Genomic DNA, 26,185 nt, shown 5'->3' on the forward strand with positions numbered 1-26,185 from the left:
ATGTATTTTCAACACATTTTTGAATCATCCTTAGCCCATTCGAGTTATTTAATCGGCTGTCAGGCCCTCGGTGTGGCCATGGTCATTGATCCCAAAAGAGATGTGGATACCTATCTCGATATTGCTGAGAAAAATAACCTAAAGATCACGCATATTGCCGAAACTCATATTCATGCCGATTATCTTTCAGGAACGTTGGAACTGGCAGCGCTGACCGGTGCACAGTGCTATCTTTCCGACGAAGGCGGTGAAGACTGGCAGTACGAATTTCCGCATATAGGATTAAAAGATGGAGACCAGATACCCCTTGGAAACCTTGTCTTTCATGTCATCCATACCCCCGGACATACCCCTGAGAGCATTAGCTTGCTGCTGGTCGACGCACCTGCCACAAAAGAACCTGTCATGCTATTTACCGGGGATTTTGTTTTTGTTGGGGACATCGGCAGGCCAGACCTGCTGGAGAATGCTGCTGGACTGATCGGAACCAAAGAAGCTGGTGCCCGGCAGATGTTCAGGTCCTTACAGCATTTCTTGACCTTACCGGACTATATCCAGGTCTGGCCCGCACATGGCGCTGGCTCCGCTTGCGGTAAAGCGCTGGGCGCAGTACCCAGTTCTACAGTCGGCTATGAACGTATACGAAACTGGGCGCTTCAATATGGTGCAAATGAAACAGAATTTATCGCAGAACTTCTGGACGGGCAGCCCGAACCTCCCCGCTATTTTGCCATGATGAAAAAACTCAATAAGATACCACGCCAGCTGCAAATGGCTGTACCTCATTATACAAAACTCTCGGTGGAAGAGTTTAGCCAGCTTTATCAGGCAGGGACGGCGGTCATCGATACCAGACCTAAATCTGAATTCGCCAAAGGGTATCTCAGCAACAGCATCAATATCCAGAACAATAAATCCTTCACGACCTGGGCCGGTTGGGTCATCGAATATAATGAACCTTTTGCCCTTATTCTCGAACAGGATCAGCTGGATGATATAGCACGCAAGCTCATGCGCATCGGGCTCGACAATGTAGCGGGATACATCACCCCCGATATGTTGGCCGGATCGAAGCTGCCGCTCGAACAACAACAGATCATCGGATTTGAACAGATGGCAGAAGCGCTTAAAAAACCTAACACCCAGATTTTGGATGTCAGAAATGCAGCCGAATTTGCAGAGGGTCATTTACCCTATGCCACCCATGTATTTGTCGGAACGATTAGCAGCCAGCTCGACAAAATCGATCAGCGTAAAGAGCTCTATCTGCACTGCCAGTCTGGTGACCGCGCCACGATCGCGGCTTCCATCCTGGCTAAACACGGCATAAAAAACATTAAAATATATAGCCCTTCAATCAATGACTGGAAGGCAAAGGGTGGTCAACTGGTCACATAGTCAGAGACAAAGTGCTTCAGCGCTTGTTCGCCGAAGCACTTTACAGGATAAGGTTTTACAACGCCAGCCATATTACAGGCTATTTCTACGAACACGCAAAAATTCGATTACCTCATCTTTCTTTTCCTCCAGTTTCCCCTTCTTGTCAACCAATTGATGGTTGTAAACGGTCAGATACTGATAGTCATCCGTATCCGATTCATAAACTTCGGCCGTAGCATAGGAATAATGTTCCTCTTCCTCCGATAGATGATCATAAACATAGGCAAAATCATGATTGGCCAATGTATTCACAACAGCGTCTTTATCTTCAACATACTTTAATCTACCGGGCAGCACGCGCTTGTTCATCCAGACCTCATCTTTTTCCGAGAAAGGATAGATCGTAATGCCACGAAAAGTCAGGATAATAGGTGTCAGGATAATGATCGCCATTTCGATAGCCCACACTGCCCATAGCGCTGCCCCCGAAACCGTACTTTTTTTCAGCGTGAAAGTTCCCACTTCATTAAGCCCCTGCATGGCTTCCCAAATAAACGACGGATGCATAAAAAATGCTTTAAAACCTTCCAGACTAAAAGAAGACTTCACCCATGTATCCCCACCCATGGTGCCCTCGGCATTGTACATCAGTGAAATGAACAATGCCCACTGCGCATAGAGTCCGATTAGCGCGACTAGTAGTGTAATGACCATAGCAACACCCTTATTCCTTAGCTTCCATTGTTTGAAACAGAAATTAAGAACAAAAAATAGGCCTGCTCCAAAACCAATGGTGATGAATACATTGAAGTAAACAATCGGGATAAACCATTGCAGCGCAATGTAGATAACCGCCAGCACGATGGCGCCTGCAATACCGACAAGCAGTGAGCCAATAAGTGCACCTACAGGCACTTTGCCGGAAGGTTTATAATACAGATTCTCCATAAATTTAGTATAGATATTTTTAACTTATCAGATAAATTCCCTAACTAAAATCAAGCCAATCTACTGAATTCTCTCTCCTTTCGTCAAGATTTAATGACAATGAATAGGATCAAAGCGATTAATGAGCATTTCTTAAGACTATTTTGTAAGTTTGAAACATGAAAATCAAAATAATATCCTTTCTTGCAGTGCTATGTGCAATACATATGTTGGGTCAGGAAGCGAAAGCCCAAAGAAAAGGATTCTGGCAGCAGAAAGTTGACTATACCATGGATGTCAACGTGGATGAGAAGGCTTATCAGTATGAGGGAAAAATGACACTGAAATACAGCAACAACGCGGGTCAATCCCTCTCCAAGGTCTATTTCCATTTGTACTTCAATGCTTTTCAGCCAGGATCGATGATGGATTATCGTCTAAAAAATATCAGTGATCCGGACAAGCGGATGGTATCCAATATGGGGACAAAGGAAAAACCCCTCTACCAAAGCCGCATAGAAAAATTACAACCCAATCAGATCGGCTATCAAAAAGTCAAAAGCCTGACCATGAATGGTGCCCCTACCCAGTTTAAGACTGATGGCACCATTTTAGAAGTAATCCTTCCAAGGGCAATCAAAGATGGAGAAACCGTAAGCTTTGCGATGGAGTGGACGGCACAAGTTCCCGAACAGATCCGAAGATCGGGCCGCAATTCAGCAGAAGGCGTAGCTCTTTCAATGGCACAATGGTACCCCAAAATGGCTCAATTCGATGAATTCGGCTGGCATCTCGACGAGTACGTAGGCCGCGAATTTATTGCACCTTTCGGCAATTTTGATGTTACTATTCACCTTAACCAAAACTATGTTGTCGGCGCATCGGGCGTTCTTCAGAATCCCAATGAAGTAAAGGGCTACCAGCCAAAAGCCAAAATAAAAACAAGTGATGGCAAAGCTACATGGCGCTATAAAGCACAAAATATACACGATTTTGTCTGGGCTGCCGACCCCAAATTTGTCGTCGACTCAGCAGCAAGCAAAAATGGAATAAAGGTTTATACCGTTTATCTGCCTACGGACAAACAAGTCGTATCAAACTGGAAAACAGCATTGGGTCTCTCGACGGAATTTTTTGATTTTTGCAGTGCGAAATTTGGAACTTATCCTTGGCCAACCTACACGATCATTCAGGGAGGTGACGGGGGCATGGAATATGGCACTGCGACATTAATTACCGGCGGACGCAACCTCAAAAGCCTCGTGGGCGTCATATTCCATGAGTCGGCCCATTCCTGGTATCAGCAGTTGTTCGGCATCAACGAAACCGTCGACGAATGGTTTGATGAAGGATTTACCTCATACGTAGAAGAATTAGCCATGCAACACTTATTTGATAAAAGGGGAGCCATCGCGTCGAACCCCATGATCAATGCGTACCGTGCATACTATAAGCTGGCCCTTTCAGGCAAGGAAGAACCGATGAGCCTTCTGGCTGATTACTACAACACAAACTATGCATATAGCAATGAAGCGTACAACAAAGGTGCTGTGCTCGCGGAACAGCTAGGATATATTATCGGTCAGGAAAATCTGGAGAAGACCTTCCTCAGATTCTATGACATCTGGAAATTTAAACATCCTACGCCCAACGATTTTAAACGCGTTGCTGAAGAAGTTTCGGGCATAAATCTGAAATGGTATTTCAACCTCTTTATCAATACCACCCGCCAAATCGACTACGCTGTGGGCAACGTAAGCGATACTGAAATCCAATTGGTCAATAAATCCAATTTTGCGATGCCACTCGATGTGTTGGTTGAGTACCGGGACGGCAGCAAAGAATTGTTCTATATCCCCTTGCGTGAACTGCGTGGCGAGAAACCGGCTGAACAATCTGGAATCTATAAAGGCATCAAACGGACGGTTCTCGAAGATTGGTTCTGGACAAAACCTGATTATAAATTTTCGGTCGCCAAAGCACCTAAAAACGTAACCATAGATCCTTCACTCCGGCTTGCAGATGTTGAATCGTCAGACAACAGCCTGACACGCTAGAGTATACTTCATACGGACAAACAAGACAGACAAAACAGGGATGCCCCAACAATGGGCATCCCTGTTTTGTTCATTCCGGCAGCAGGTACTGTTAACACTAGAATGCTTTAGCTGGTTTTCAGCGGAATAACCATATTCCATGTCCGCTCAAATTGATAGGGAGCAGTGCCGTCTCCTGTTGCTGCAAATAAATGAGTCGGCTTTCCGCCATCAAACAACAGGAATGGACGCTCAAAATTCGCCTGATGTGTAACGCTGCCGTCATTCCACCGGATCACCTTGGAGTAGGCCTTGACAGCAGCTGACAGTTGCCAACCTATCCCATCTTTGGAATAGGCGTGAATACCTCCGCCTTCTTCGCCACATATTTTTCCATAACGGTCTTTCATAATCAATTCAAAGTGCCTCCCATTGTGCCATACAAAAGGATCTTCCACATCATTTTCATGGTTTTGATCTGTATGAAAAGAAAAAATGGGCTTGTCTGCCAAACGGATATAGGGACCTTGAAACGAATCGGCCTGTGCTGCGCCCAACAATAGCGGGGGATTATAATTTACAGGTGAAGATTTATACACTAAATATACTTTACCATCGGGCAACACGACGGGAGAAGGATTGGAAGTAATGGAAGCGTCCCACTCGCCCTGCCGGGGGTTCAAAATTGGTTGATCCATGCGTTTCCAAGGACCTGAGATGGACTTCGCGTAGGCCATTCCGATCCGTTTATGCATCCAGGCTTTTTGCGCCAGCCCCGATTCCCACACGTTTTCAGAATACGCGGGATCCGGATCTTCATAGGTGTTGCCAAAATAATACAGAACATAATAATCACCGATTTTGACAATCCGCGGATTATGCGTCGTGCAGCCATCGAAATACTGTTTACCGCGGGCGGGCAGTACCACCTCGACAAATTCATAAGGACCCTCGGGCTGGTCAGCTATTGCACGCACCACTTCCGAATTGGTCACCCAATTGCCAAATCCGTATTTCTTGCTCCAGCGGGAGGCAAACATATGGTACTTCCCATCTTCGCCCTTAATCACCGAAGGGTCCCAGATCCAATAGTTTTCCATCGCAAACCCGCCGCCCTTGGGGGCAGGAAGCAGTTTATCAATAAATGCTTCTTCAGCATGATCCGTTAAGGCAAAGCTGTATTTTGATAGCGCCAGCATCGTTCCAGCACCGACCATATTCTTGAGGAAGACACGTCTCGAACTCCGGTTCATTTTTTTGATCTTTGGTTTACACGAGGTTATTTTATACACAAAGATATCATAAGCGTTGGTACGCTCAAATAAACATTTGTGAAAAAAAGGCAATTTATCTAAGTTTGTCTTCATGATCTACATCCATATTCCGTTCTGTAAACAGGCATGTCATTATTGTGATTTTCATTTTAGCACTTCGTTACAGTATAAATCCGAAATGATCGATGCCTTCATTCGGGAGATTGAACTCCGGCATTCTTATCTGGAAGACCGGAAATTGGAATCGATCTATTTTGGTGGTGGTACGCCTTCTTTATTAGAAGCTGATGAAATATCACGGATAATTGACACCATAGCGCGACATTTCGAAATCAGTTCGGACGCCGAGATCACCCTGGAGACCAATCCAGATGATCTGAGTGCCGCAAAGGTCAAGGCATTCAAGTCCACCCCGATCAATAGATTCAGTATTGGAATACAGTCTTTTTTCGAAGAAGACCTACGATGGATGAACCGTGCGCACAACAGTCAGGAGGCCTCCGCTGCGGTCATGCGTGTTCAGGATGCTGGTTTTGAAAATATCACCTGCGACCTGATCTATGGTTATCCACTGCTGACAGATGAAAAATGGCGGTACAACATGCAGCAGCTGATAGACTTGGCCGTGCCCCACATTTCTTCCTATTCCATGACCGTAGAAGCCAAAACAGCGCTCGACCATTTTATCAAAAAAGGACTAAGCCCTGCTATTGATGCAGATCAGGCCGCAGATCAAATGAACCTGCTGATCGCAACCCTACAGCGTGCGGGTTACGAACAATACGAAATTTCGAATTTTGCAAAAGATGGCTGTTATGCACGCCACAATACAAATTATTGGAAGGGAAAGCACTACCTGGGAATTGGCCCCTCTGCCCATTCTTTTAATGGCAGTTCCAGAGCTTGGAATATAGCCAACAATGCACAATACATCTCCTCCATTCAGGCTAGGCAACTTCCGCTCGAAGTAGAGCATCTTTCCACTACAGATCAGATCAATGAATGTATCATGACATCACTCAGAACTATGTGGGGACTCGACTTAGCGCAGTTGGAGCAGAATTTTGATTCCTCCATAAAGGCGAAAATCTTGGACGAAGCGGCGCCTTTTTTGGAAGAGCAACAATTGGTTATCGAGGACAATAGATTACGGCTCTCCGATTCGGGCAAGCTGATCGCAGACCGTATCATGTCCGAGCTCTTTATAATTAATGATTAATAAAAAAAGAACGCTAAATTTATAAAAATATCAATATAAAACGTTTTAACATTCAAAAAATTACGAAAATAAAAATAAAATCCTTTTTTAAATCCGTTTACCCTATGTTTGTGACATAATCTATTATAAATATTATGTTACATCGTACATCTTTTGATTTAGAGATCAAAAGTTATAAGGAACAGCAAAATGCCGCTGTAAACCTAATTCAGATCATTAGCCATCTTTGGTACAACCGTTCCATCGAACTCGTTCTTTTCCGCGAACAGCTTATCGATGAAACAGTCGATTCAATTATTAGTCTGTTGCGCAAAAACACGACGCTGACCAATAGCGGGCCGACGATATTTGATCTACTGAGGGTCGCCAACATCCTTGAAAAGGCCGACCTTCCTCCCGCCAGGATTGATATAGGCAAGCTAGCCGCAAAAGCCCAAGCCTATATGAACAGTAATGATGGATTATCTGCGTTTATACTCAACGAGTTGGAAGGGATTGAGGCTTATCAGGAACTAAAACCGCGCGATGTTGTCCTGTACGGATTCGGACGTATAGGACGTCTCCTGGCACGTGAACTTATCAATAAATCGGGTGCGGGACAACAGCTTCGTTTGCGGGCGATCGTTACCCGCGATGCTAACGATCCAAAATCGCTTCAAAAAAGGGCCGCCCTATTGAAAAGTGATTCGATCCACGGAGAATTTAAAGCCGACATCTATCCGGATCCTGAAAAAAACGCATTGATTATTAACGGCACCACAGTACGGTTTATTTCTGCCAGACAACCAGAAGATATTGACTATACCCTCTATGATATACATAATGCCCTGATAATTGACAACACCGGAGTTTTTCGAGACGAAGAAGCGCTTGCACGCCATTTAAAATCCAAAGGGGCTGCAGAAGTATTACTGACCGCTCCGGGTAAGGGAGTGCCCAATATTGTCTATGGCGTCAACGAAACCTCCGTCAACCTTTCACTTTACGACTTGTATTCAGCTGCATCCTGTACAACCAATGCCATTGCTCCTGTTCTATCGGTACTGGTACAGGCAATAGGTATAGAAAAAGGACATATAGAAACGATCCATTCCTATACCAATGATCAGAATCTGGTCGATAATATGCATAAGAAATCCAGAAGGGGCCGCGCGGCAGCATTGAATATGGTCATTACGGAAACGGGCGCTGGCAATGCTGTTGCCAAGGTACTACCGGTATTAAATGGTCGCTTAACCTCTAACGCCATCCGGGTACCGGTACCCAATGGTTCTCTGGCGATATTAAATTTGGAGCTTTCTGTCCCAACATCCCTTGAGGAGATAACCAGGCTTCTACGGAACAGTTCTTTGAGCTATCGGCTTGCCGAGCAGATCAAGTTTTCGGACAACGATGAGCTCGTCTCCTCGGATATTATAGGAACCACAGCAGCAGCAATCGTCGACGGGCCTTCGACCATCGTTTCCGCAGACGGCAAAAACGTCATACTGTATGTTTGGTACGATAATGAGTACGGCTATTCACATCAGGTCATGCGTCTGGCCCGTCATATTGCCGGAGTAAGACGTTACACGTACTACTAAAATCCAATTTTCAATAGATAGAAGGCCGGCCGGAGCGGTACTGTATGGGCAGGTAGTTTTCTGAGCCGCAGTACGGGCAATGGCCGCCTTTACCTCTGACCAATGGCGTTCTTTAGATATTTCATAATAATAGGTGTCGCGCCAGCTTTTTGTTGCACATACTGCCGTGCAGATGCTGCGGCATCGTTCAGCCTGGAAGGATCTTGCAACGAAGCAAACGCTTTCTTCAACCCCTCAGCTCCCGTAAACGAAAACCCACCGCCAAGCTCGATCAGATCTTTTGCCTCCTGAAACTTTTTATAGTTGGGACCAAATAGTACCGGTATTCCGTACGTCGCAGCTTCCAATGTGTTGTGTATACCTGCTCCGAATCCCCCACCTATATAGGCAATCTGCCCATAACCATACAGGGAAGACAGCAGGCCGATATTATCGATGACCAAAACCTTCGCCCCCCGCAATGTATCTTTGCTATATGTATCTATTTTTGAAAACCGCAACGCTTCCGGCCATAGCGTCATGATGCTCGAGACATGTGCTTCGTCAACCTCATGAGGTGCTAAAATCAGCTTATATCCAGTAAACTGTCCCAACAGCTCCTTCAACACTTTTTCGTCCTCCGGCCAGGTACTTCCGGCTACCAATGTACGTGATGTCTCCACAAAATCGCTGATCAAAGGAACTGCTTTCCGGTGCTTTGGGAGATCAATGACACGGTCAAAACGAGTATCTCCGGCCAGCCCGGCATTACGGATACCATACTCTTTCAGCAACCGGACACTCTCTTCATTCTGTACAAAAAAATACGTCACATAACTTAAAATCTTCCTGAAAAACGCGCCATAATCCTGAAAAAATATTTGCTCCGGTCTAAAAATAGCCGCAATCAGGAATAGAGGTATCCCGCGTCGGTGCAATCCTTCAAAATAATAATACCAATATTCGTATTTCGTAAAAACGGCAAAAGTGGGATTGACAAGCTCCAAAAATAGCGTGGCATTGCCAGCGTTATCATAAGGCAGATAGAAAACATAATCCGCCAGATTGGTATTTTTCCGGATTTCGTAGCCCGAAGGAGAGTAAAATGTTACAATGATTTTATGGTCACCATAATTATTTTTTACACACTCCAGCACGGGCCTTCCCTGTTCAAATTCTCCCAGGGAAGCAAAGTGAAACCAGATATGTTTTTGCGTTGGGTCAACCGTTTGTTTCATCCGAAAATACCAGTCTCTGCGACCCTCAACCATGAGGCGGGCTTTGGCATGAAAAGGAGCCAAAATACGCAATAAGAGTCCATATAGAGAGATTCCAATCGAATAAAGCAAACGCATGTTTTTAAAATAATGTTTATCTTAGTCAAAGATATTAAACCCATTTCATTAAAAGGAAGCATTGAGTGGAAAATAAACATCGTAAACGGATTTTGATCACGGGAGCAGCCGGCTTCCTCGGCTCCCACCTTTGCGACCGTTTTATTGCTGAGGACTATGAGGTGATTGGCATGGATAACCTGATCACAGGTGACCTTCAGAATATCGCGCATTTATTCAAACTCGAAAATTTTGACTTTTATCATCACGACGTGTCCAAATTTGTGCACATCCCAGGGCCGCTGGATTATATCCTGCATTTCGCATCCCCCGCAAGTCCGGTAGACTACCTCAAGATCCCGATTCAAACCCTCAAAGTAGGTTCGTTGGGTACTCACAACCTCCTTGGCCTGGCCAGGGCAAAGCAAGCTCGCATATTGGTAGCCTCTACCTCGGAAGTCTATGGGGATCCCTTGATTTCTCCACAATCGGAAGACTATTGGGGAAATGTAAATCCCGTGGGCCCCAGAGGCGTATACGATGAGGCAAAACGATTTCAGGAAGCTATTACCATGGCTTATCACAATGCACACGGACTTGACACGCGGATTGTAAGAATATTCAATACTTTTGGTCCGAGAATGCGCCTCAACGATGGCCGTGCTGTTCCTACTTTCATCGCGCAGGCCATCCGTGGTCAAGACATTAGCATATTTGGCGATGGGCTTCAGACGCGGTCATTCTGTTATATCGACGATCAGGTGGAAGGGATTTACCGTGTACTGCATTCCCATTGCGTAAACCCCATCAATATTGGCAATCCGGACGAAATATCACTCGTGCAGCTTGCAAAGGAAATTCTGGAATTGACAGGCAGTCGAAGTAAAATCAGCTACCAGCCATTGCCCGTTGATGATCCAAAACAACGAAAGCCAGACATCAGCCTGGCGAAGGCTAAATTGAACTGGCAGCCGCAGGTAGATCGAAAATCAGGCCTACAAAAAACTATTGATTTTTACCGCAAATTGCCTTTGGATATCTTATCAGATAAAGACTTTACTTACTATAATCAACAATAATGAACAAAAAAATATTAGTCACAGGAGGAACAGGCTATATTGGTTCGCACACCGTTGTCGAACTGCACCAGGCGGGATATATTCCGGTAATCATCGATGATCTTTCGAATTCAAACATTAAAATCTTGGATCAGATCGAAAAGATCATCGGGATAAAACCCGAATTTCACCAGTTCGATCTTTGTGATACCGCCAAGGTCAATGAATTTGTCAAAAATAATAGCGACATCTCGGGAATTATCCACTTTGCCGCTTCTAAGGCTGTTGGAGAATCTGTACAGAATCCCTTAAAGTACTATCACAACAATTTCTTCTCCTTAATCAATCTTTTGGAGGCATACCGCAGCAGACCGATCAACTTTGTATTCTCTTCAAGCTGCACGGTGTATGGAGAACCGGATCGTCTTCCCGTGGACGAAACTGCTCCCGTCAAAAAGGCTGCATCGCCTTATGGTAATACAAAGCAAATTGCAGAAGAGATACTGGAAGAAACAGCGGCAGCATACCATAATTATAATATTATCGCGTTGCGCTATTTTAATCCTGTAGGTGCCCACGAGTCCGCACTGATCGGTGAACTGCCAAACGGCGTGCCGCAGAATTTACTGCCGTTTATCACGCAGACGGCCATCGGAAAAAGAGAAAAACTGACCGTATTCGGAGCCGATTACGACACGCCGGATGGCTCATGCGTCCGCGACTATATCCACGTCGTCGATCTTGCAAAAGCTCATGTCGCCGCGATCAAGTTATTGGAACAGGGCAATCCAAACGGCAAATACGATGTGTTCAACGTGGGTACAGGCAATGGATACTCTGTACTGGAAGCGATCAAGGCCTTCGAAAAAGCATCAGGCCAGAAGCTGAATTATGAAATCGGCCCGCGACGTGATGGCGACATCATCAAAGTGTATGGCGACGTAACGAAATCAGCTCAGCAGCTGCATTGGAAGGCTGCACTAGGCATTGATGAAATGATGGCCTCAGCCTGGGCCTGGGAAAAGTACCTAAAGGAAAATCCGCTGGATTAAACAATCCGATACATTTCTAACGGCCAGAAGAGCGTACACTATTTCAGGTGAATGGTGCACGCTCTTTTATATATACGACTATCAGCCCATATAAACCGTTATCAGTTTATCACGGACTCCTGACAGTTGATGACAAACACAAAGTAGTCTACCTTCAGCTGGAACAAGTGTACATACTTGATTTCTGTATTGTAACTGAAGATAGTGTACCCGAATTGAAATTTCCGAGAGATGTAAACACGATGGAGAAAAACAGTTGTCTTAAACAAGCTCTTTATCCGAAATGTACTCCATTAATAATCCTGCCTGCTCTCCGAGTTTCTTTTTTAAGCGTTGCATCGATTTCTTAATCGCATCTGGGGTGACGCCAAGGACATTGGCCACCTCTCTGTTATTTAGCCCCAATTTCATTAGCACAATCACCCGAAGATTGGATTCGGTAATATCAGGAAACTTACCCTGAATATCCTGTAGCAAATGCGGGAACTCTCTTGTCAGCAATAGCTTAAATTGTTGCCACTTCTCTTCTGTGATGAGATGGGAGTGCAAGAGTGATTTCAGCTCATCCCGATCTTTGGCACTGCTCTCCCCGATTTCCTCCAGCATGGAGGACAACAGATTGATCTGTTCGTTGTTCCGCTTTAGATAAACCATATATTCCTCTACCTGACTTTTAGAACTGACCAGTTCTTTATCCAGCTTGGCTTTCGTATACTTTAAATGAAGCAGCTGATATTCATACTCACGCAAGCGCTTTTTGGAGCGGTAACGGAAAGCTTGATAAATAAAAAAGAACAGGGCTAATACAAAAAGACTTAACATAACCCACACTCTTTTCTCCGCTTGTTTTTTCTTGACCAGAGCCTGAGCCAATGAAAGCTTATAGGCGTATTTCTGTTTATCAGCCATGAATTTCAACTGGGACAATACCGGGTCTCCATCCAAAAATCGCAGGGAATCCTGAAGGCGATCGATCCTGCGCCGCGCTTGGAGCTCCTTTCGTGCATCGCCGTTCTGTAACGCCAGACGTAGTTTATACCCCTCCAGCTCGAGGATCGTCTTTTTATCATCCGACCCCGTCAAGAGGTCTTCCGCTTCATCAAGCATATGAGGTATTCCCTTATTATCCCCCATCGAAATGTATAGACGGATACGGGCCATCAGAGCGTAAACGCTGTTCTTATTGTTGCCCAAAGCCCTGGAGATCGCCAGATCCTGCTCTAACAACGCCAACGCCCTCCGGTAATCTTTTCTACCTTCAAAGACCTTGGCCTGATTGCCCAAAATCTTGGCATATCGAAGGGAATCTCTCACGGAAAGCGCCAAATCCCGGGCAAGTTCAAAATGCTTCATTGCCTGTGCGGTATCTCCCCCGCTTTTTAGCGTCAAAAGACCTAAATTGTCCAAAATGGCAGCCTTCAGCCGCGGCGGTACTCCTGCTTGCTGTGCGCCAAGCTTCAAGTATTTGATTCCGGTTGCATAATCTCCCAAGGTCCCAAAGAAATATCCTAACTTCTTATACGTTTGTGTCAGATCCAGCACCAGATCTTTGGGTATATCCTCTAATGCCTTTTCACTTTCCAACATAAAAGGAAGGGCTTCAGAAGCTTTTAAGCATCTGTACAGATAAAAACCATACATCACTTTTACCCAAGCTTTCACATTTTGATAGCTGTAATCCTTCTCGAGATTAAGTGCTTTTAGATAATATTTATCACTGAAATTATTCCTGGTATCTTCTATTTCAAACGACTGGTCAGCCAACAGGCAGTAATAAATGGCCAGCATGGCCTTGTCATTTTTCCGTATGGCCTGATCAAAATAGGGCGTAAGATAACTCGTCAAAGCCGAACTGGAAACTTGATACTGCTGCGCCTCCTGAATAATGCGTTCATAAAAATTGCGTTCTTCTACCGAGCTATTGGTACCTATTAGATCCATTCCAGAGACAGTAATCCCAGAATTTAGAACGATAAAAAATAGAATAAACAAAAATCTCGGCATACCGATACAGCAATTGAATTTACGCTAAAAATAGAAAATAAATTTTATTCTACCATGTGCCTCGCGCGGCTCAGCATCAGGGAGAAGCCTGCAAGCGGGAAAGATAGCAAATACGGTGCAAAAGTTCGGACTAATCAAAGTGATAAATGCGCTCCGGTGTAATGGCTTTTGTCAGCCTTACATCGTGTTCGTTTTCATCAGCAATGTTTTCAACCGGATCAAAAAAAGATAGTCCAACGCGTTGAACATCTGGTCTGCACAATGCGAAAAAACGGTCGTAAAATCCTTTCCCATATCCTACTCGATGTCCGTTTGAATCAAATGCGAGCAGAGGAACCAAAATAAAATCAATCTCCGAAGGGGCCACCTCAAGGCCCGCCACGGGCTCGGGAATCCCCCACCTATTGATTTCAAAAACGGTATGCTGATCAAGGATATAATGCTGCATGGAACAATCCTCAAAATTGGACCGCGACACGACCAACATTATCTGGGGAAAAGCTTCTCTGAGGTACTCGATCATCGGATAGGTATTGGGTTCATGATATTTTGTGATCGGCAAAAACACGTGCAAGTATCGGATCAACGATAGATCTATTCCACGAAACTGCATCTGTAATTTTTGGTTCAGCATGTGTTCCTCTTCCTCCGAAAGCTGACACCGTTTTGTTTTAAACTCCTGTCTAAGGTCTTTTTTTGATTTCATAATTGGTATTATCTGTTCTGCATCAGATCGATACTGCTGCAAAGAAATTTTTAAGCCTGCCATGTTAAAAAAAACGGCCTTGTAGCGAGCGCTATCAAGACCGAATAATCAACCTAAACCTAAAATCTTTATATTATTTTACGCGCTCGATGTAATTACCAGTTTGCGTATCTACTCTTACCTTCTCTCCCTGATTAATAAATAAAGGGACCATAATCTCCACACCCGTTTCTACTGTAGCTTTCTTCAAAGCATTTGTAGATGTATCTCCCTTCACCGCAGGCTCAGTATAGGTAATCTCCAATTCAACACTTTTAGGTGCTTCTGCCATAATCGGCTCGTCACTTTCAAAAGCGACGATCACAGTCATACCTTCTTTTAAGAAACGTGCCGAATCGCCGAACAAAAATTTTGGAATATTGAATTGCTCGTAGCTATTGTTATCCATGACAACAAAAAAATCTCCGTCTTCATACAAATACTGGTAATCATTCGTCTCCACTCGAGCGATCTCTACACTTTCATCCACACGAAAACGATATTCAACTAATTTTCCAGTCTTCACATTACGCATTCTCGCTTGATAAAACGCGCGTAGATTTCCTGGTGTACGATGTATATATTCCTCTACGGAGACCAGCTCTCCATTAAATCTTAAAATATTTCCTGCTTTTACCTCTGATGCCTTAGCCATTTTTCTGAATTGAACTTTAAACGGTTATCTCATTATTGAGTCGTCAAAAATACAAAAACTAATTGTGTTATTAAAATTTCATTCGTTACTTTTTGAAGTCCCTAATTGAAATACTTTCGTCACAAAATCTGTATTCTTTCTCTTGGTTTGAACAAATGATAAACAATCTGGATTCATGCTTTGTCAACTCAATTAGGCTAAGGTACCATTCTTCTCCTGCACGATCCAAATTGCTGGTTGGCTCATCCAGCAATACCAGATCCGAAGCCGAACAACAGGCTAATACCAGCTTTACCCGCTGACGCATGCCCGATGAAAAAAACTTGATCTCTTTATCCAAAGCATTTTCCAGTCCTAGCAGTTCCACCACGCGGTTCTTGTCAAAGCCCGTCAGATAACCCTTAAATTTAAAGTGGAAATCAAGCAGTTCGCGTAAGCTAAGCTCTTCTATCAGTTCCATATAAGGTGCTGCTATGGAAAGCAGCTGATAAATCTCATCAGCGCCAATCCCCTGTCCTTTATAAGTATAAATTATTTCGCCCGCCGACGGCGTTAAACTTCCCGATAGCACTTTTAGTAGCGTTGATTTACCCGAACCGTTGTGTCCAAGGATAGCATAACTTTTACCAGACTCAAAACGATAATTGATATGCCGGAAAATCCATTCATTATTATACCTTCGGCCGATATCTTTCAGTGTTATTTCCAAAGTGAATGAATCAGTAATGCAATTACATTGCCCGGTTGTTGAATCCTTTCATGATACCGCGTCCCGAATTCCGGATGAAATCCAGAATCTCGTCACGGATTTCCGTGGCCTGATACTCCGCTTCAATAATCTCCATCGCCTTTGCCAGGTTACGGTTCTGAACAAAAAGAATGCGATAAATATTTTGAATTTCGGCAATCTGTTCCTCCGAAAAACCTCTCCGTCTAAGTCCTACAGAATTAATCCCCGCATAAGAAATAGGTTCACGGGCTGCCTTCACAAAGGGTGGGATATCTTTACGTACCAAGGATCCGCCTGTTACAAATGCATGGGAACCAATTTTCACGAACTGATGTACGGCCACCATTCCAGCCAAAACCACATAATCACCAACAGTAATATGCCCCGCAAGCGTACTGTTGTTGGAAAAAACACAGTTATCACCTACTTCACAATCGTGTGCAACATGGCTATATGCTTGAATTAAGCAGTTTTTCCCAATGACCGTTTTGTATTTATCTTTTGTTCCTCTATTAATAGTTACACATTCACGAATGGTTGTATTGTCACCAATTTCTGCTGTCGTCACTTCCCCATCAAACTTTAAATCTTGAGGTTCTCCCGAAATTACAGCACCGGGATATATTTTACAATTTTTTCCAATTCGAGCTCCGTCCATAATGGTCACATTGGAGCCAATCCAGGTACCCTCGCCAATGACAACGTCCTTGTAAATGGTAACAAAGGGCTCTATGACCACATTTTTAGCAATTTTTGCTTCAGGATGAATATAAGCTAATGGCTGTATCATCTATACTTATTTAGTTGTTATTTACTCTTACGATTTGAGCCATAAGCTCAGCCTCGCAGACAATTTTCTCTCCCACCATGGCGACGCCCTTCATCTTTGCTATGCCTCTCCGGATAGGCTCCATCAGGTCACATCTAAAGATCACCGAATCTCCAGGGGTCACTTGGGCCTTAAATCGCGCGTTCTCGATTTTAAGAAATAGGGTCAGCCAGTTTTCAGGATCCGGAACAGTCTTTAAGACTAGGATACCGCCTGTCTGTGCCATCGCTTCAACCTGCAATACGCCAGGAAACAAGGGCGCCCCAGGGAAATGCCCCATAAACAGATCCTCATTCATTGTGACATTCTTTAAGCCTACTACATGAGTCTCCGTTAGTTCCAAAATCTTATCTACCATAAGCATGGGCTGGCGGTGTGGTAAAATTTTCATAATTTCCACGGTATCGTACAACGCCGGCATATTGGGGTCATAAACCTTGATTTTCTTACGTGTTTTGTCCTTTTTAATCTGCTCCTTAATTTTCTTTGCAAAGGCAACATTTGCAGCGTGGCCAGGGCGGGCAGCCATGATGTGCCCTTTCAGCGGTCTTCCAACCAATGCTAAGTCTCCGACCATATCCAACAGTTTGTGCCGGGCCGGTTCATTCTGGTGACGTAGTTGATTATTGTTTAATATTCCCTCTTTTGCGACAGCAACGGTCTCTTTATGGAAAAGATGAGCAAGCTTCTGAAGTTCTTCGGGTGAGGTTTCTTTATCGACAATAACAATAGCATTGCTTAGGTCGCCCCCTTTAATCAGCCCATGGTCAACTAACATTTCCAGCTCGTGCAGAAAACAGAAAGTGCGCGAAGAAGCAATCTCCGATTTAAAATCTTCAATAGAAGTGATAGCTGCATGCTGGCTGCCTAAAACTGGCGAATTAAAATCGATCATACAAGTCAACCGGTAACCATCCATCGGCATGGCGAGTATTTCGACTTTACGATCAGGTTCGGCATAATGAATATTATTGGAAATCTCATAATAATCTCTATCTGCCTCCTGCTCTTCAAATCCAGCCTCTTCCAGCAATTTAACAAAAATTGCCGCGCTGCCATCTAATATTGGAATCTCAGGGCCATCAATATCAATCAGCACATTGTCAATCTGTAGACCAATTAAGGAAGCCATTAGATGTTCTATTGTGCTAACACTTGCTCCGTTTTGAGAAATAGTGGTTCCCCTGGAAGTATCGGTGACGTTATCTGCATCAACCAATATTTCGGGCTGTCCTTCTAAATCCACCCTCCGGAACTTAAACCAGTGATTTTCCGGAGCTGGCTTAATGGTCATCGATACAACTTTTCCTGTATGAAGACCTACCCCCGAAATTTCAACCTCGTTTTTGATGGTTCTCTGTTTTACATTCATTTCTATTAACATATTTTTAAATCAAAACTTCTTTTGACAAACCATCATGAGTTAACAATATCTTATCGAATAGCAGCAAGCAGGCTAGCTCATGATAGCATAACAATTAAAGAGCAGTTTATTTCAATGAAAAAAGATTATTTTAATTTTGTTTCTATTATTTTCTCCAGTTCCTGAATTCGCTTTTCCAACTCTGGAAGACGTGCAAATATCACATTGGAACGCAATTGGGGCTGGTATGGCATGACAGGTGTCCCACCCCACTTTTTCCCTTCTTCTTTAATAGACCTATTCACACCTGATTGTGCCTGTATCTGGGAGTCCTTGGCAACGGTAATATGCCCAACGACCCCCACCTGTCCACCCAAGACCACATGTTCTCCAATTTTCGAACTACCGGAAATTCCAGTCTGTGCAGCAATAACCGTGTTTTTTCCAATATCCACATTATGGGCTATCTGAATCAGATTATCCAATTTAACGCCCTCGCGGACGATAGTCGCTCCCATGGTGGCCCGGTCGATGACCGTATTCGCTCCGATCTCTACATTATCCTCCACCTGGACATAACCGATTTGCGGTACTTTTTTGTACGTACCATCTTCTTGAGGAGCAAAACCAAAACCATCCGACCCAATCACAACGCCGGAATGAATGACAACATTCTTACCAACCTTACAATCATGATATATTTTTACGCCAGGATAAAGCGTGGTATTATCGTCGATCGAGACTTTATCTCCAATGAAAACCTGAGGATAAATCTTAACATTATCACCGATATTGGCGTCTTTACCGATATACGCAAATGCACCGATATAGCCGCCCTTGCCTATCTTGGCTTCCGGATGAATGTAGCACGGCTCCTCGCGTCCGCTTTTGTCCAGACGGAATTCATTATACATATTCAATATTGTCGAGAAAGCTGCGTAGGCGTTCTTCACCCGAATGATCGTCAGTGTAGGTTTGGTTTGCTGAGCCAATTGCAAATCTTCATTCACAATGACAATAGAAGCATCCGTGGTATATATATAATGCTCATATTTTGGATTTGACAAAAAGGAAAGATCACCTTTTTTACCTTCCTCAATTTTGGCGAGGTTACCCACTGTGGCTTCAGGATTCCCCTCGATCCTTCCTTCTAATAATGTTCCTATTTGTTGAGCAGTAAATTGCATGGTACAAATCTATGTTTTTTTATTAAAAAATAACTACCCAACAGAAGGAATTGCAATATATCCCACCTCCTTTGGATAACATAACGCGTATTTAGAGACGTTTTGTGACAACGCTTCTAAATTTCCAAGATCCGATGCCTCCGTAATGTCAACAAGCTCGCCAGACTTCAATAGGATCCTAATCGGATCCTTTGATGGGTTATACGCCCGATTATGAATTTCTTGTGTAAATACATAATAATGGATATCCTCTTCGTCGATGCCCAACGTTTGTATTACTTGCATTTTCACTAGCTCTATATCCTCTGCCGAAAAAGGTCTATTGCTCATAATTGACCGGTACAAATCTCGCTTCATGATACGCTGGCACATGCGACTTAATATTTTGTCCTCATGTTTTTCCCAAGTTTTTATCGCCGACATAATGTCCGTATCATCTAAACGAGTAAACCAATCCAAATGCAACGGATTATCCAAAAAATTTGTTCGGTCTATCTGTTGGCTCAAAAACCAGTGAAAGGCAGGCGTCGAGTAAAGCGCTCCCCCCGAAGCAGTGAGATCCTTCGCACGTTGCAATATTTTTATCAATAGTTGCTCGGCGCCAATAACGGTCTTATGTAAATAAACCTGCCAGTACATCAACCTGCGGGCAATGAGAAATTTCTCCACAGAATAGAGGCCTTTATATTCAACGACAATTTCGTCGTTGACCACATGTAGCATCTTTATAATGCGGTCAAAGGAAATTACTCCCTCGGACACACCTGTAAAAAAGCTATCCCGATTTAAATAGTCCATGCGGTCGACATCAAGCTGGCTGGACACCAACTGATGCAAAAATTTCCTGTGGTACTTATTATTAAAGATATTGATTGCTAGGCTCAACCTGCCGCCCAGATCCTGATTGATACGATCCATCAACAGCGAGGAAAGCAGTTCATGAGAAACACCTGTAATGAGACTATGCTCAAGTGAATGCGAAAAAGGACCATGGCCGATATCATGCAGCAGAATTGCCGCTAACACCGCTTCGCCTTCTTGCTCCGAGATGATGGTCCCCTTGCTACGCAAGGTTTCTAACGCCATAGACATCAAATGCATGGCCCCTATCGCATGCTGAAACCTTGTATGCAAAGCACCTGGGTAAACAAGATGGGTCATGCTCACCTGTTTGATGTAGCGCAGCCGCTGAAAATAAGGGTGCTGTATCAGATCAAAGACCAAACCCGTAGGAATTGCGACAAACCCATATACAGGATCGTTGATGATTTTGTTTTTATTCAATGTGGCAATAAATTAAGGTATTTCCAACGTATCAGCAACAACCGACATTAATACAAACTCGTGGTTATCACCGTTATAAACTTAAAACAAAGATAATCAGTTCATCGTTAAGAAATGTTAAAAATAAATCTAAAGCACGATATTTGCTTATGTTAGCAACATATTGAAATCCATTCATCAAAGAGGCCATACACATTTGTTACATCTGAATGTGGTCACGCGACCGGCCTCTGATATATATAGACATATAATAACAAGATGCAAAAAACACATATTCTCTGGGCCGATGATGAAATTGATTTTCTAAAACCACATATATTGTTTTTAGAAAGTAAGGGGTATAAAGTTGACACGGTCAACAATGGAAATGATGCTGTTGAAGCCTTTAAAAATGGTTTTTTTCACTTAGTATTTCTGGACGAAAACATGCCCGGGCTGACAGGGCTCGAAACGCTCGCAATTCTCAAATCCGTCAATCCAACTGTTCCTATCGTGCTCGTGACAAAGAATGAAGAAGAACATGTCATGGAAGACGCCATCGGTTCCAAAATAGACGATTATCTTATAAAACCTGTAAATCCCAAACAGATTTTAATGACGATAAAAAAACTTACTGAAAACAAACGTATTGTCAACGAAAAGACATCGATGGCTTATCAGCAAGATTTTCGTAATCTCGGCATGATCCTAAATGACAATCTGGACTTTAAACAGTGGTCAGAAGTGTATAAAAAGTTAGTATATTGGGAACTATCGCTCGAGAAACTCGAAGATAGCAATATGCACGAAATATTGACCATGCAAAAGTCGGAAGCCAATATGCAGTTTTCCAAATTTATCGAAAACAATTATATCAATTGGATCAACCGTCCTGAAATTGCCCCGATATTATCCCACCAGCTATTTAAAAAAAAGGTATTTCCAGTACTTGATGAGGAAAAGTCCACATTTTTCATTTTGATTGACAACTTACGGTACGATCAATGGAAAATCATCAATGAAGTCATCACCGACTATTTTAGACTGGAAGAAGAAACCAACTATTTCAGTATCCTTCCCACAGCGACGCAGTACGCCAGAAACGCTATTTTCAGCGGATTGACACCACTCGAAATGGAAAAACGCTTCCCAAAAATGTGGCAGAACGATGAAGACGAAGGCGGCAAAAATCTATACGAAGATAAATTTTTGGAGGATCAGATAAAAAGACTTTACCGTAAGCCTATCAAACACTCCTATACAAAAGTCCTGACGCTGGAACAAGGCAAGGACGTCTTAGACAACTTAGGCAACCTGCTGCACAATCAGCTCAATGTACTGGTTTACAACTTTGTCGACATGCTGTCCCATGCGCGGACGGATAGTTCAATGATCCGCGAGCTGGCAAATGACGAAGCCGCTTACCGATCTCTTACCCTATCCTGGTTTGAACATTCTCCGTTGCTCGAAGCCCTAAAATGGTTATCACAAAAAAAAGTTCGTGTTATTGTAACTACTGACCACGGCACAATCCGTGTAAGAAAGCCGAGCAAAATAGTAGGCGATCGGAACACGAATACAAATCTGAGATACAAACAAGGGAAAAATCTGAATTATATCGAAAAAGATGTCTTTACAATCAAAAATCCGCATGAGGCACAGCTGCCTAAACTTCATGTCAGTTCTACCTATGTTTTTGCCAAAGAAGATTTCTATTTCGTCTATCCGAATAATTACAACCAGTTTGTCAATTATTTCAATGGAACGTTTCAGCATGGTGGCATATCTTTAGAAGAAATGATCATCCCCTTTGCGACATACTTACCTAAATAGTAATTTTGCAAGATGGAAATTATCGCAAACTCGACAGCAGACCTTGCTGTTGCAGCAAAATCGCTTTTAAATAGCTTTCCCACGACTCGTATCTTTTTATTTTACGGGCCGATGGGAGCAGGAAAAACAACCTTTGTTAAGTCCTTGTGCGAACAGCTGGGCGTAAAGGACAGTACCTCCAGCCCGACATTTTCCATTGTGAATGAATATGCGTCCGACGCTGGCCCCATCTATCATTTTGATTTTTACAGGATCAAGGACGAGCAGGAAGCGTTTGACTTTGGCTATGAGGAGTATTTTTATTCAGGAGCTTATTGCTTCATTGAATGGCCTGAGAAAATCCCCAATTTACTTCCGGAAGACGCAAAAGAAATACATATTAGCATTCTCGACACCAACACACGAAACATCTCCATCTCTTAATCCTATCACTCCCACTATGGCTCATTCATCCTCTTGTCAGTATATCCCTTCAGACACCCATGTACCGGGACTGGCTGCAATCCACGCGCAGCAGTTAAGCTTTTCGTTCCACGAAAATAACGAACAGCTGGCCGTGGAAGACGCTTCCTTTGCGATTGAAGAAGGAAAGATAACAGCTATAATTGGGGAATCGGGCAGCGGAAAAAGCACATTGCTCCGATTGATATATGGCCTATTGGAGCCCTCAAACGGAACTGTCCGCTATAAAGGCTGGCAGGTCCCGACCCGCAAAGACAAATTAATCCCCGGCCACGATGCCATGAAGCTCGTCTCACAGGGCTTTGACGACCTTAATACCTATGCGAACGTATGGGACAATGTGGCCTCACAATTACCAAATACTGACATTAGGCGCAAACAGAACAAGACTGCCGAAATATTGAGCCAGCTACGCATAGACCATTTGGCTAAAAAAAGGGTAGCTGATATCAGCGGTGGTGAAAAACAGCGCGTCGCCATTTGCAGGGCACTGATCAATGAACCGGAGGTGCTGCTAATGGACGAGCCTTTCAATCAGGTCGACGCCTCATTCCGCGACACCCTACAGCAGGATATCAAAACCATTGTCAGAGAGACAGGGCTTACCGTCATTTTAGTATCACATGACCCTACCGAAGTACTTGCATTGGCAGACGATCTTATTGTCATGAAGTCGGGAAAAATCCTGGATCAGAATGACCCCCATCGTCTATATAGCCGGCCTTCCCACCCTTACACGGCACAGCTATTGGCAAAAAGCAACATCTTATCCGCCGAAAAAGCTGCACACCTGGGCATAGCAGGAGAAAAAACCATCGCTATACATCAGGAATGGATCTCCATCAGCCCTGCAGAAAAATCACCCTTCTTTGTCAAAGAGGTTAAATTCCGGGGCTTCTATTACGAGATCGTTGTGACCAACAACATGCTTGACCTGCATTGCATCAGCACCTCACAGTTTATTCCTGAGAAAAAACAAGCTGTAGATCTGACGATTTCAGACTGGATTGCTTTCTAACATCTACAAAGCCATTACCCAACCGTTTTATTTACAATTGGGAAAGCCAGGATAGAAAGGCATCAAACCACATTTTATCCGAAGTCTTGTTGATCAGGCCGAATCCATGTCCGCCCTGTTTAAACGTATAGAGTTTGTTGGCCACGTGAGCCTTGTCAAGGGCCGCCATCATCCGATAACTATTTTCAATCGGAACGGCAGTATCATCTTTAGCGTGCACAAAGAAGACCGGGCATACATCGGGGGATACCTGCAGATCGGAAGAAAAAAGCTTGATCATATCCTCCGACGGATTTTCGCCAATCAGATTGATGCGTGATCCCTTGTGCGTAACTTCATTCTCCATAGAGATCACAGGATAGATCAGTCCCGCGAAATCGGGTCTGAGGGAAATGTGACTAGGGTTAGAAATATAATCTTTTTTAAATTTGGTAATCAAAGTAGAAGCCAGATGCCCACCTGCAGAAAATCCGATCACACCCACTTTCTTGAACTCGGGATGCGTGGTTCTGATCAACTGCATCGCACGCTGTGCGTCCTGAAGTGGCCCTATACTCTTATCCCGCATAATATTCGGCGATGGCAGTCTATACTGTAACACATATGCGGCATACCCATTTTTCACCAGTTCTTTGGCCACAGCATGTCCTTCATGATCCATGGCGATATGCGAATAGCCACCTCCAGGGATAACGAGAACCGCAATATTCTTTATCGCAGGTCCCTCCGGCATATAGGCAAATATTTTGGGAACATTTTTTTCGGTAAGAGTCAGCGGATTATCCGTTGCGTTGGGTATACTATCTGCATATAGGTTTGTTGCATCCTGAGCCTTTGTTAATGAGATCAGAGAAAATAAGATCATAAGAATTCTTTTCATCGGTTTAAGTTTGTTCATGTATATTTTATAGTGAAGACACGACCAAAAGATCCAGATCTTTGGCAGTCATATTAAAGCGGTCGGCCATATCAGCATTCGTCAGGTTACCCTGATAAAGGTAAATAGAACTCCTGATCCCCGGATTCTTCCAGATGGCGTTTTTCAGCCCTCCGAGCTCCGCGAAATCCAACAATATAGAGGTGAAAATATTGCTCATGGCATAGGTGGCTGTCCGCGCCACACGCGAAGCAATATTGGGGACACAATAATGAATCACATCAAATTTGCGAAAGACAGGCTTGTCGTGTGAAGTTACCTCTGAAGTCTCAAAATTTCCGCCTTGATCAATACTCACATCGATAATCACCGAATTAGGCTTCATTTTGGACACGGTTTCTTCGGAAATTACGCAGGCCGAACGCCCATTGCGGGCACGCAATGCACCAATAACGACGTCCGAACTAATAACGGCCTTATTTAAAATAATGGGTTGTATCACAGATGTAAACACCCTACTGCCCAGATTATTTTGCAGGCGTCGCAGTTTATAGATGGAATTATCAAACACTTTCACTTCTGCTCCGAGCGCGAGCGCCGTTCGTGCAGCCTGCTCGCCTACAGTTCCGGCACCTATAATCACCACCTCCGTCGAAGCTACTCCTGTAACTCCTCCGAGCATCAAGCCCTTTCCCCCAAATGCATTGCTCAAATATTCACCGGCGATCAAAGTCGCTGTCGCCCCCACAATCTCGCTCATAGCGCGAACCACTGCCAAACAACCGCCCTCATCTCTTAAATACTCATAGGAAATCGCGGTAATCTTTTTATGCATCAATGCTTTCAGCACCTCCACATTCATCAGCGAGGGCTGCTGCGACGACAATAACAACTGTCTCTCCTTCATCAACTTAACTTCTGCCACAGTCGGGCTCCCTACTTTAATGATCAGATCGGCCTGATACACCTCCTCTCTGGAAGAAACAATCCGCGCGCCCTGCTCGCTATAATGATGGTCCAAAAAGTTCGCCCCGGCACCCGCACCAGTCTCAATCACGACCTCATGCCCATTCTCGACCAACAAGGCAACCGCCAATGGAGTCAAGCATATACGCTTTTCCTGGAAGGAGATTTCTTTTGGAATACCGATAAAAAGACTTTTTGCATTCTTTTTCTTCTCAAACAACATCTCTTTTGGAGAAATCATCGCCTGATTCGCAAGCTTCCCTAACTCATTCATCTTATTAAATTGACTTTAGTTAAAATTACGATAAATAATTAATCTAATCAAAACGAAGATGAATATGCTTGCTTCTACAGGAATATTATACCACAAAGCCGATTGGAATGACGCAAAATTCTCTACATTTGTCTTAG

At 43.8% G+C, this 26,185-nt stretch carries 22 protein-coding genes; 9 read left to right on the forward strand and 13 right to left on the reverse strand.

Annotation, left to right across the window (positions count from 1 at the left end; all coding sequences use genetic code 11):
* Entirely contained in the window at positions 1-1,398 is a 1,398-nt protein-coding gene (locus K7A41_RS04040; RefSeq protein ID WP_265712704.1) for an MBL fold metallo-hydrolase, read from the forward strand.
* Between the two features lie 72 nt (positions 1,399-1,470).
* Here K7A41_RS04040 and K7A41_RS04045 read toward each other — a convergent pair whose 3' ends face one another.
* Positions 1,471-2,328, reverse strand: a complete 858-nt coding sequence (locus K7A41_RS04045) for a hypothetical protein (protein WP_265712705.1) — start codon at positions 2,326-2,328, stop codon at positions 1,471-1,473.
* Positions 2,329-2,486: 158 nt separating this feature from the next.
* On the opposite strand from K7A41_RS04045, the gene K7A41_RS04050 reads away from it, so the two are divergent.
* Positions 2,487-4,364, forward strand: a complete 1,878-nt coding sequence (locus tag K7A41_RS04050) for a M1 family metallopeptidase (protein WP_265712706.1) — start codon at positions 2,487-2,489, stop codon at positions 4,362-4,364.
* A gap of 107 nt (positions 4,365-4,471) precedes the next feature.
* On the opposite strand, the gene K7A41_RS04055 is transcribed toward K7A41_RS04050, so the two are convergent.
* A complete protein-coding gene (locus tag K7A41_RS04055; RefSeq protein WP_265712707.1) occupies positions 4,472-5,710 on the reverse strand; it encodes a glycoside hydrolase family protein in 1,239 nt (412 codons plus the stop codon).
* On the opposite strand from K7A41_RS04055, the gene hemW reads away from it, so the two are divergent.
* Positions 5,709-6,836 (forward strand): radical SAM family heme chaperone HemW, encoded by a 1,128-nt coding sequence (gene hemW, locus K7A41_RS04060; protein ID WP_265712708.1) that lies wholly within the window; start codon positions 5,709-5,711, stop codon positions 6,834-6,836. The two genes, K7A41_RS04055 and hemW, sit on opposite strands and share 2 nt — an antisense overlap.
* Before the next feature lie 134 nt (positions 6,837-6,970).
* Positions 6,971-8,419: a glyceraldehyde-3-phosphate dehydrogenase gene (locus K7A41_RS04065; protein WP_265712709.1), complete on the forward strand. Its 1,449-nt coding sequence runs from the start codon at positions 6,971-6,973 to the stop codon at positions 8,417-8,419.
* An 89-nt stretch (positions 8,420-8,508) separates the two neighbouring features.
* Here the strand turns inward: K7A41_RS04065 and K7A41_RS04070 are convergent, their stop codons facing one another.
* Positions 8,509-9,753 carry a 3-deoxy-D-manno-octulosonic acid transferase gene (locus K7A41_RS04070; protein ID WP_265712710.1) on the reverse strand — a complete coding sequence of 415 codons (1,245 nt, stop codon included), beginning with the start codon at positions 9,751-9,753 and terminating at the stop codon, positions 8,509-8,511.
* A gap of 65 nt (positions 9,754-9,818) precedes the next feature.
* Between K7A41_RS04070 and K7A41_RS04075 the strand changes: the two genes are divergently transcribed.
* A complete protein-coding gene (locus tag K7A41_RS04075; protein WP_265712711.1) occupies positions 9,819-10,811 on the forward strand; it encodes a UDP-glucuronic acid decarboxylase family protein in 993 nt (330 codons plus the stop codon).
* Positions 10,811-11,842: a UDP-glucose 4-epimerase GalE gene (galE, locus tag K7A41_RS04080; protein ID WP_265712712.1), complete on the forward strand. Its 1,032-nt coding sequence runs from the start codon at positions 10,811-10,813 to the stop codon at positions 11,840-11,842. Before K7A41_RS04075 ends, galE begins: the two co-directional genes overlap by 1 nt.
* A 261-nt stretch (positions 11,843-12,103) precedes the next feature.
* Here the strand turns inward: galE and K7A41_RS04085 are convergent, their stop codons facing one another.
* From K7A41_RS04085 to K7A41_RS04120, 8 genes are all read right to left on the reverse strand, one after another.
* Positions 12,104-13,783 (reverse strand): transcriptional regulator, encoded by a 1,680-nt coding sequence (locus tag K7A41_RS04085; protein WP_265712713.1) that lies wholly within the window; start codon positions 13,781-13,783, stop codon positions 12,104-12,106.
* Positions 13,784-13,976: 193 nt separating this feature from the next.
* The gene (locus tag K7A41_RS04090; protein ID WP_265712714.1) at positions 13,977-14,552 is read right to left on the reverse strand and encodes a 5-formyltetrahydrofolate cyclo-ligase; all 576 of its coding nucleotides are present in this window, start codon (positions 14,550-14,552) and stop codon (positions 13,977-13,979) included.
* A gap of 133 nt (positions 14,553-14,685) precedes the next feature.
* A complete protein-coding gene (efp, locus tag K7A41_RS04095; RefSeq protein ID WP_265712715.1) occupies positions 14,686-15,246 on the reverse strand; it encodes an elongation factor P in 561 nt (186 codons plus the stop codon).
* Positions 15,247-15,331: 85 nt separating this feature from the next.
* Positions 15,332-15,955 (reverse strand): ABC transporter ATP-binding protein, encoded by a 624-nt coding sequence (locus K7A41_RS04100; protein WP_265712716.1) that lies wholly within the window; start codon positions 15,953-15,955, stop codon positions 15,332-15,334.
* Positions 15,956-15,977: 22 nt separating this feature from the next.
* Positions 15,978-16,766, reverse strand: coding sequence for an acyl-ACP--UDP-N-acetylglucosamine O-acyltransferase (gene lpxA / locus K7A41_RS04105; RefSeq protein ID WP_265712717.1), 789 nt, complete (start codon positions 16,764-16,766; stop codon positions 15,978-15,980).
* Positions 16,767-16,776: 10 nt separating this feature from the next.
* Positions 16,777-18,177: a bifunctional UDP-3-O-[3-hydroxymyristoyl] N-acetylglucosamine deacetylase/3-hydroxyacyl-ACP dehydratase gene (locus K7A41_RS04110; protein WP_265712718.1), complete on the reverse strand. Its 1,401-nt coding sequence runs from the start codon at positions 18,175-18,177 to the stop codon at positions 16,777-16,779.
* A gap of 137 nt (positions 18,178-18,314) precedes the next feature.
* The gene (gene lpxD / locus K7A41_RS04115; protein WP_265712719.1) at positions 18,315-19,355 is read right to left on the reverse strand and encodes a UDP-3-O-(3-hydroxymyristoyl)glucosamine N-acyltransferase; all 1,041 of its coding nucleotides are present in this window, start codon (positions 19,353-19,355) and stop codon (positions 18,315-18,317) included.
* A 33-nt stretch (positions 19,356-19,388) separates the two neighbouring features.
* Positions 19,389-20,639 (reverse strand): HD domain-containing protein, encoded by a 1,251-nt coding sequence (locus K7A41_RS04120; protein WP_265712720.1) that lies wholly within the window; start codon positions 20,637-20,639, stop codon positions 19,389-19,391.
* Positions 20,640-20,897: 258 nt separating this feature from the next.
* Between K7A41_RS04120 and K7A41_RS04125 the strand changes: the two genes are divergently transcribed.
* Genes K7A41_RS04125 through K7A41_RS04135 form a run of 3 tightly spaced genes read left to right on the forward strand, consistent with a single transcriptional unit; the run spans position 20,898 to position 23,931 of the window.
* The gene (locus K7A41_RS04125) at positions 20,898-22,451 is read left to right on the forward strand and encodes a PglZ domain-containing protein (protein WP_265712721.1); all 1,554 of its coding nucleotides are present in this window, start codon (positions 20,898-20,900) and stop codon (positions 22,449-22,451) included.
* 12 nt (positions 22,452-22,463) lie between these two features.
* Positions 22,464-22,874, forward strand: a complete 411-nt coding sequence (gene tsaE, locus K7A41_RS04130) for a tRNA (adenosine(37)-N6)-threonylcarbamoyltransferase complex ATPase subunit type 1 TsaE (protein ID WP_265712722.1) — start codon at positions 22,464-22,466, stop codon at positions 22,872-22,874.
* Between the two features lie 16 nt (positions 22,875-22,890).
* Entirely contained in the window at positions 22,891-23,931 is a 1,041-nt protein-coding gene (locus tag K7A41_RS04135; protein WP_265712723.1) for an ABC transporter ATP-binding protein, read from the forward strand.
* Positions 23,932-23,962: 31 nt separating this feature from the next.
* Here the strand turns inward: K7A41_RS04135 and K7A41_RS04140 are convergent, their stop codons facing one another.
* On the reverse strand, positions 23,963-24,811 hold the full coding sequence (locus tag K7A41_RS04140) for an alpha/beta hydrolase (RefSeq protein ID WP_265712724.1): 849 nt from the start codon (positions 24,809-24,811) through the stop codon (positions 23,963-23,965).
* A 25-nt stretch (positions 24,812-24,836) separates the two neighbouring features.
* Positions 24,837-26,048: an alanine dehydrogenase gene (locus K7A41_RS04145; protein WP_265712725.1), complete on the reverse strand. Its 1,212-nt coding sequence runs from the start codon at positions 26,046-26,048 to the stop codon at positions 24,837-24,839.
* Between the last annotated feature and the right edge of the window lie 137 nt (positions 26,049-26,185).

Source organism: Sphingobacterium sp. InxBP1, from assembly GCF_026191775.1.
In the GTDB taxonomy this organism is placed as follows: Bacteria; Bacteroidota; Bacteroidia; order Sphingobacteriales; family Sphingobacteriaceae; genus Sphingobacterium; species Sphingobacterium thalpophilum.

Coding starts and splice junctions, on each gene's coding strand:
- K7A41_RS04040 (WP_265712704.1), top strand. CDS start 1: ATGTATTTTCAACACATTTTTGAATCATCCTTAGCCCATTCGAGTTAT.
- K7A41_RS04045 (WP_265712705.1), bottom strand. CDS start 2,328: ATGGAGAATCTGTATTATAAACCTTCCGGCAAAGTGCCTGTAGGTGCA.
- K7A41_RS04050 (WP_265712706.1), top strand. CDS start 2,487: ATGAAAATCAAAATAATATCCTTTCTTGCAGTGCTATGTGCAATACAT.
- hemW (WP_265712708.1), top strand. CDS start 5,709: ATGATCTACATCCATATTCCGTTCTGTAAACAGGCATGTCATTATTGT.
- K7A41_RS04055 (WP_265712707.1), bottom strand. CDS start 5,710: ATGAAGACAAACTTAGATAAATTGCCTTTTTTTCACAAATGTTTATTT.
- K7A41_RS04065 (WP_265712709.1), top strand. CDS start 6,971: ATGTTACATCGTACATCTTTTGATTTAGAGATCAAAAGTTATAAGGAA.
- K7A41_RS04070 (WP_265712710.1), bottom strand. CDS start 9,753: ATGCGTTTGCTTTATTCGATTGGAATCTCTCTATATGGACTCTTATTG.
- galE (WP_265712712.1), top strand. CDS start 10,811: ATGAACAAAAAAATATTAGTCACAGGAGGAACAGGCTATATTGGTTCG.
- K7A41_RS04085 (WP_265712713.1), bottom strand. CDS start 13,783: ATGGATCTAATAGGTACCAATAGCTCGGTAGAAGAACGCAATTTTTAT.
- K7A41_RS04090 (WP_265712714.1), bottom strand. CDS start 14,552: ATGAAATCAAAAAAAGACCTTAGACAGGAGTTTAAAACAAAACGGTGT.
- efp (WP_265712715.1), bottom strand. CDS start 15,246: ATGGCTAAGGCATCAGAGGTAAAAGCAGGAAATATTTTAAGATTTAAT.
- lpxA (WP_265712717.1), bottom strand. CDS start 16,766: ATGATACAGCCATTAGCTTATATTCATCCTGAAGCAAAAATTGCTAAA.
- K7A41_RS04110 (WP_265712718.1), bottom strand. CDS start 18,177: ATGAATGTAAAACAGAGAACCATCAAAAACGAGGTTGAAATTTCGGGG.
- lpxD (WP_265712719.1), bottom strand. CDS start 19,355: ATGCAATTTACTGCTCAACAAATAGGAACATTATTAGAAGGAAGGATC.
- K7A41_RS04125 (WP_265712721.1), top strand. CDS start 20,898: ATGCAAAAAACACATATTCTCTGGGCCGATGATGAAATTGATTTTCTA.
- tsaE (WP_265712722.1), top strand. CDS start 22,464: ATGGAAATTATCGCAAACTCGACAGCAGACCTTGCTGTTGCAGCAAAA.
- K7A41_RS04135 (WP_265712723.1), top strand. CDS start 22,891: ATGGCTCATTCATCCTCTTGTCAGTATATCCCTTCAGACACCCATGTA.
- K7A41_RS04140 (WP_265712724.1), bottom strand. CDS start 24,811: ATGAAAAGAATTCTTATGATCTTATTTTCTCTGATCTCATTAACAAAG.
- K7A41_RS04145 (WP_265712725.1), bottom strand. CDS start 26,048: ATGAATGAGTTAGGGAAGCTTGCGAATCAGGCGATGATTTCTCCAAAA.